This is a genomic window from Listeria marthii (assembly GCF_014227425.1).
Classification (GTDB): domain Bacteria; phylum Bacillota; class Bacilli; order Lactobacillales; family Listeriaceae; genus Listeria; species Listeria marthii.
Window position 1 is genome coordinate 1 of record NZ_JAASWB010000010.1, and the last position, 6,388, is coordinate 6,388.

Annotated in this window: 5 protein-coding genes and 1 CRISPR repeat array; of the genes, 4 read left to right on the forward strand and 1 reads right to left on the reverse strand. The window is 36.7% G+C overall.

Features of this window, described 5'->3' with window-relative positions:
• Positions 1 to 34: 34 nt before the first annotated feature.
• A CRISPR array of direct repeats spans positions 35 to 1,060; the repeat unit is 36 nt; unit sequence GTTTTAGAGCTATGTTATTTTGAATGCTAACAAAAC.
• Between the two features lie 589 nt (positions 1,061 to 1,649).
• The 3 genes from HCJ55_RS13800 (at position 1,650) to HCJ55_RS13810 (ending at position 3,418) form a co-directional block, all read left to right on the forward strand.
• The gene (locus HCJ55_RS13800) at positions 1,650 to 2,000 is read left to right on the forward strand and encodes a membrane lipoprotein lipid attachment site-containing protein (RefSeq protein WP_185518648.1); all 351 of its coding nucleotides are present in this window, start codon (positions 1,650 to 1,652) and stop codon (positions 1,998 to 2,000) included.
• A 122-nt stretch (positions 2,001 to 2,122) separates the two neighbouring features.
• Positions 2,123 to 2,545, forward strand: coding sequence for a MerR family transcriptional regulator (locus tag HCJ55_RS13805; RefSeq protein ID WP_008948832.1), 423 nt, complete (start codon positions 2,123 to 2,125; stop codon positions 2,543 to 2,545).
• 21 nt (positions 2,546 to 2,566) lie between these two features.
• Positions 2,567 to 3,418, forward strand: coding sequence for an aldo/keto reductase (locus tag HCJ55_RS13810; RefSeq protein WP_185518650.1), 852 nt, complete (start codon positions 2,567 to 2,569; stop codon positions 3,416 to 3,418).
• A gap of 42 nt (positions 3,419 to 3,460) precedes the next feature.
• Here the strand turns inward: HCJ55_RS13810 and HCJ55_RS13815 are convergent, their stop codons facing one another.
• Positions 3,461 to 4,987 carry a GW domain-containing glycosaminoglycan-binding protein gene (locus HCJ55_RS13815; RefSeq protein ID WP_185518652.1) on the reverse strand — a complete coding sequence of 509 codons (1,527 nt, stop codon included), beginning with the start codon at positions 4,985 to 4,987 and terminating at the stop codon, positions 3,461 to 3,463.
• A 268-nt stretch (positions 4,988 to 5,255) separates the two neighbouring features.
• Here HCJ55_RS13815 and HCJ55_RS13820 point away from each other — a divergent pair, with 268 nt between their 5' ends.
• A complete protein-coding gene (locus tag HCJ55_RS13820; protein ID WP_185502942.1) occupies positions 5,256 to 6,284 on the forward strand; it encodes an Mrp/NBP35 family ATP-binding protein in 1,029 nt (342 codons plus the stop codon).
• Positions 6,285 to 6,388 lie beyond the last annotated feature (104 nt).

Below are 6,388 nucleotides of genomic sequence, written 5' to 3' on the forward strand. Positions count from 1 at the left end.
AAACCTTTTTGGCATTGTCGAAAAAGCTGTTATTGTTTTAGAGCTATGTTATTTTGAATGCTAACAAAACATAAATTACGTGTTATTACTAAAAAGTCTAGTTTTAGAGCTATGTTATTTTGAATGCTAACAAAACTGTTTCTTTATACATCGCTCGAACTTCGTCGTTTTAGAGCTATGTTATTTTGAATGCTAACAAAACTTAAGATGGCAGTAGAAACATTGGAAAACTGTTTTAGAGCTATGTTATTTTGAATGCTAACAAAACTTTCATTAACAGTTATATTGCAGTCATTGGGTTTTAGAGCTATGTTATTTTGAATGCTAACAAAACCTATCATCAAGTTCTTCTTCCTCTTCTTGTGTTTTAGAGCTATGTTATTTTGAATGCTAACAAAACGTGATGCACATTTTCAGAGGTCGCATAGCAGTTTTAGAGCTATGTTATTTTGAATGCTAACAAAACGATTTGACCCTACTTCATTTTCAGAAACGTGTTTTAGAGCTATGTTATTTTGAATGCTAACAAAACTTAAGCCTCCTAGTTTATTAACGATACTTTGTTTTAGAGCTATGTTATTTTGAATGCTAACAAAACCGAGGCGATTGCCCGTGCGGTAGACCTGTCGTTTTAGAGCTATGTTATTTTGAATGCTAACAAAACACCATTTTTCATTGCCTCATACAGTGGAGTGTTTTAGAGCTATGTTATTTTGAATGCTAACAAAACCATGAGCTGACTATTCTCTTCTGCTGAAACGTTTTAGAGCTATGTTATTTTGAATGCTAACAAAACAAGATATTAATTTTACTAAACGTTCTATAAGTTTTAGAGCTATGTTATTTTGAATGCTAACAAAACGCCAAAATCATTGCATCCTCGATCCACATGGTTTTAGAGCTATGTTATTATGAATGCTAACAAAACGATTAAAAGTTTAGAAGATATGTGGGGGATGTTTTAGAGCTATGTTATTTTGAATGCTAACAAAACTTTTTGCGTTCGAATTTCGAAGTGTAAATGGTTTTAGAGTTAAGTTATTTTCAATGCTATTAAAACTATGTTTTCCCCCTTTTGCTAACAGGGATTTTAGAGCCAAGTTATTTTGAATACCAACATATTAGAAACAAAGGTTTCATAAATCAATCCTAGTAAAGTCTGAAAAGGAGGTAAACCAACCACATGACGCAATATCACTACCTCGCTTCAAAGTCGCTCCTACAAAAAAATGAAGATAAGCTGGCTTCCCCTTTCTTCTATATAAATGATCTAGATTTCTTAAGCTTAAATTTCGAAGCAAACATTGACCGTGATACAAATGATTTATTCTCCTATTCAATACACTTCAACCGAGCTTGCAAATTTCAAATTGCCATAAGTGAAGGGGAATTACCGTTAAAAGACGAAGTGCAAAATAACAATTACGAATCTAAAAGTTTAAAAATCTTATAGGATTACATTATAAAAGCGAGTAAAGAAAGTGATACACTTGAACTATATACTTCGTGGAACGGCGAGGAGAATCTTCCTTTAACAAATAAAACAGAATTATCCATAGAGAATTTAACTCTTGAAAGCTTGATTTTGAGCGACAGAGAACTATTAATTATTAAAAATAACAACTTAAAATAAAAAGGAGACCACCACAATGAAAAAGACATCAATCATTTTTATTTTTTGCGCACTACTACTCCTAACAGCATGCTCAACCACCGAAAAACAAACACAAACCACCGAAGCAACAGGCACGATAGAACAAGTAGAAACAGAATCTATTTTAATCAAAAATTTCAAAGAAAAAAACGACCCAGAATCCAGCGTACGTTTCCAAATCACAGACAAATACTACGACGAAGCGGGAAACAAAATCAAACTAACCGAACTAACCAAAAATGACAACGTAAAAATCATTTTAACCAAAGAATTCCCAATCCAAGAAACCCACCCAGCCCAAATAAACTCCAAATACGTCCAAAAAATCATCGTACTAAACAAATAAAACTCTCTCACCCGCAGAGAGTTTTTTTCTTTCCTCAAAAAAATAAAACTAAAACCCTTGCCTTGGTGTGAACTCCAAGGTTTATAATTCTATATGTAAAGAATGAAACGAGGTGATGGATGATGAATATCAAACAAGCGGCCGATATGTTTGGACTTACGGTAGATACGCTGCGGTACTATGAGCGGGTTGGTGTTATTCCGCCAGTCCATCGTAACGAAAGTGGTTATCGGGATTACAAAACAAGTGACTTGAACTGGGTTTATCTCGTGAAAAATTTGCGGAATGCGGGATTGTCGGTGGAATCGCTAATTGAATTTGCCACACTTGCGCAACTTAGAGAAACGCAAAATGTCGAAGCGGCGCAGAAACAAGTTTTGATTGATCAACTAAAAGAATTAGACGAAAAATTAGCCGAGATGAAGCAGGTCAGAGATTTACTTGTTTACAAAATTGATACTTACGACAGCCACATTGCCCAGTTTAAAACAGGCGAATTGACAGCGGATAATGTAGAAAAATTATGGGAACGGGACAAATTTTAAAGATAATAGGAGGATTTTTATATGAAAACAGTGAAATTGAACAATGGTGTAGAAGTGCCTATTCTTGGTTTTGGGACTTATCAAATTACTGATGCTGCCGAAGCGGAACAAGCGGTTAAAGATGCGATTGCTGCTGGATATCGTCATATCGATACCGCGCAAAGCTATATGAATGAGGAAGCGGTAGGTCGCGGGATTGCGGCGTCTGGCGTGGATCGAAAAGAGCTATTTATTACAACGAAAATCTGGGTGGAAAATGTTAGTTATAAAGGTGTCATGGGCTCATTTGACCGGTCGTTAAAACGGTTAGGCGTGGATTATATCGATTTGTTGCTAATTCATCAACCTTTTAATGATGTTTACGGCGCATGGATGGCGATGGAAGAATTACAGGCAGACGGTAAAATTAGGGCGATTGGCGTATCGAATTTCAGCGTAGATCGTGTGGTTGACCTAGCTGCCTTCAATGATGTAACGCCGCAAGTCAACCAAATTGAAATTAATCCTTTCCAACAACAAACCGAAAATCTCGAGGTTTTGCGAAAAGAAGGTGTTGCAGTTGAAGCATGGGCGCCATTCGCGGAAGGTAAAAACGATATCTTTAATAATCCGGTATTAACAAAAATTGGTGAAAAATACGGAAAATCTGCCGCTCAAGTGATTTTACGTTGGTTAGTAGAACAAGATATAATCGTCCTAGCGAAATCTGTAAAACCAGAGAGGATGGCTCAAAATTTGGCTATATTTGATTTCGAGTTAACGGGGGAAGATAAAGACGAAATAGCGAGCTTGAACCAAGGTGAAAGTCAATTCTTCTCGCATGCCGATCCGGAAATGGTGAAATGGATGGCGAGTCGCAAACTAAATGTATAAATAAAAACGAGGACTGCTTGTATGCAGAGCCTCGTTTTTTAATTATCTGTTGATGTCAATAGCTTTAATCCAACCTAATGAACTGTGGCTGTCTTTAATATGCAACCAATCTTCGCCGAGAATAGTGGCCGTTTGATCAACTACTAAAAGCTTCCCATAGTAGAAACCAACTGCTTTTGATTTAGTGCTCTTTGATTCTACTGGCTTGTTATAAAGTGTTGCTGTTGGATCTTGTACATAAACGACTTGTGTTGCTGGTTTTTCTTCAGCGGGAGTATAAAAGATATTTAAATCTTTCTCACTAACCCAGCCAACAACTTGCCCATCTAATTTGAACTGGTACCAAAGAATGTTTCCTACTTTAGCGCGAGTTACAAGTTCTAATTTTTCATCGCCATAATCAGCAAGTGGTGCTAATTTTTCTGCATTTTTTGTATTGAATGGTGCAGTCCATACGTTGTCAGTTACTGATTTACTAACTGTCGCATAGCCGTCGTAAGCAGTTTGTTCCGTAATGCGGTCATACAAACGATCATTCAACTTATCAGCGCGAACCCATCCGATTACTTCGCCGCCTTCTGAAAGTTGGAACCAAGCATAGCCATCACGAGTGATTTTTTTATCGGCTTGAAGGGCTTTTCGATCATATTTTGCGATAGTGCCGTTATCGAATTGTTTTTCGGGATTAGGCAGACGATAAATATGTGCGTTTATATCATCTACATATTTCGTGAGCGCCACATTTTCTGCGTCTTTTTGATGATAACTAAGGTTAAGCGCATTACTATTCACCCAACCGATATCTTTGTTGTTTTCGCGAATGAAGTACCACTGGCCTTTTTCCGTTTTAGCTTCCCAAGAAATTTCTAGGTTGCGTCCAGCATAATTTTTCAAAGTGCCGAGCTCGCTAGCATTTGTAGTATTGTATGGTGCGGACCAAATGACTTCTTGGTCTTTATTCGCTGCTACTGTACCAATAGCAGATAAGGCCTGATTAGATTCAATTTTGTCGTAAACAATATCGCATTGATCTAAATTGTAACGTTCAATAATTGCTACCAATTTAGAAACATAATCCGGATCAGTTGCATAGCCACCGTCTTTGATAGCTTGCAATGCTTTGCGATAATCAGTTTCTCCAACAGCGCCTTGGTAACGGCTGTTTTCGGTAATTAAAGCAGTGTGATCTTCTATCGATTCTTTCCAACTTGGGTAAACGCGGAAGTTAGCAGTTGTTGAGCCAGATGCTTCCATAGTCCCCATTGAAACTGAATTCCCATTATAAGTTCCTTTAATACCAAACAAGTTGTTGGAGTTCTGGCTTAAACCACTTTCACCCCAATTAGATTCTAAAATAGCTTGCGCAAGCGTTACACTCGTAAGCAATTTACCATCGCGATATCCATCCTGAGCCGCTGGTAAAATCTCATCAATAAACGTTTGTTGTGAAGTAGTTAAATTAGCTTGAGCAGTTTGACTACCTCCTGTTTCTGCACCAGCATTTATAGAAACGACTAAAAATGCCACTATCAGCAGAATAATCCCTGGTTTTATAAACTTTCTATTCAAATTTTAATGCACTCCTTTATATATATCTGCCATTATAGTATCAATAAATAAGTTGTAAAAACTATTACATTTCTATGACGAAAAACATACAATATGCTAAACCTGCTGGGGCGCAACAGATAAACGATGAAATATCAAATATGTAAATTTTGTGAAAATCTCTTCAAATTGTTTTTATAAAGAAGAAACAAGCAATATGTGAAAAAATAAAACAGCCATGCTATAATAAAAAGTATGTCAGCGCATTCATTTTTGGAGGTTTTTATATATGTTAAACGAACAACAAATTACTAGATTGCTATACCGATTACAAGATCCTGTTTTAGAAGCCAGCTTAGAGGAAACAGAAGGTATTTTAGAAGTACAGGTACTTGAAGAAACAGCAAACATCAAAATCGCATTAGCTGATCCAGCAGTAGAAACGGATCATTTTGTTCATAATATAGAAGAACTTCTCACCCAATTTGGTGTAAATGAAATAAATATCGAGCTGGAATACTTACCTGCAGCAGTGATTGACCGCATTTTCCAAGCAAGAGATAACATACTTTCTGAATCTAGTAAAACAAAATTCTTAGCAATAGCGAGTGGTAAAGGTGGTGTTGGAAAATCAACCGTTTCCGCTAATCTTGCCGTTGCCCTAGCTAAACAAGGAAAAAAAGTAGGCTTGCTAGACGCAGATATATATGGCTTTAGTATACCTGTATTATTAGGAACAACAGAATCCCCTCGCAAAGAAAACGGCCAAATTATCCCAGTTGAAACACAAGGTATACAAATGATTTCCATGGATTTTTTTGTGGAACCAGGAGAACCGGTTATTTGGCGCGGACCAATGCTAGGTAAAATGATCAAAATGTTTTTAGAAGAAGTAAGATGGGGAAAACTAGACTATTTACTTATCGATTTGCCACCTGGAACAGGAGATGTTGCGCTAGATATCCACACCCTTATCCCGAAATGCAATGAACTTATTGTCACAACACCACATTATGCAGCTGCATCAGTTGCATCGCGAGCGGGATACATGGCAGCAAAAAATAACCATAAAATCATCGGAGTAATCGAAAATATGTCTTACCTTACTTTGAAAGATGGACAAGTATTAAAGGTATTTGGACAAGGTGGCGGAGAAAAAGTAGCTGCAGACTTAGAAACACAACTTTTAATTCAAATGCCAATAGAACAACCAGAACCAAACGGAAATGGCTATGTATCAGCTGTTTTCGGCACTTCAAGCACTTCAGGAAAAGCATATAAAAACCTAGCAGAGAAAATAATTCCATATTTATCATAAAAACTTTATAAAAAGTATTGACGAAATGCAAAAATCTTGGTATATTTATAAACGTTGCTGATGCGGACAAAACGCTTTCGCAGCAAAAGAAACTGACCTTTGAA

Excerpts from the sequence above, each read along its gene's own strand:
- HCJ55_RS13800 (WP_185518648.1), top strand. The coding sequence starts at position 1,650 with ATGAAAAAGACATCAATCATTTTTATTTTTTGCGCACTACTACTCCTA.
- HCJ55_RS13820 (WP_185502942.1), top strand. The coding sequence starts at position 5,256 with ATGTTAAACGAACAACAAATTACTAGATTGCTATACCGATTACAAGAT.
- HCJ55_RS13805 (WP_008948832.1), top strand. The coding sequence starts at position 2,123 with ATGAATATCAAACAAGCGGCCGATATGTTTGGACTTACGGTAGATACG.
- HCJ55_RS13810 (WP_185518650.1), top strand. The coding sequence starts at position 2,567 with ATGAAAACAGTGAAATTGAACAATGGTGTAGAAGTGCCTATTCTTGGT.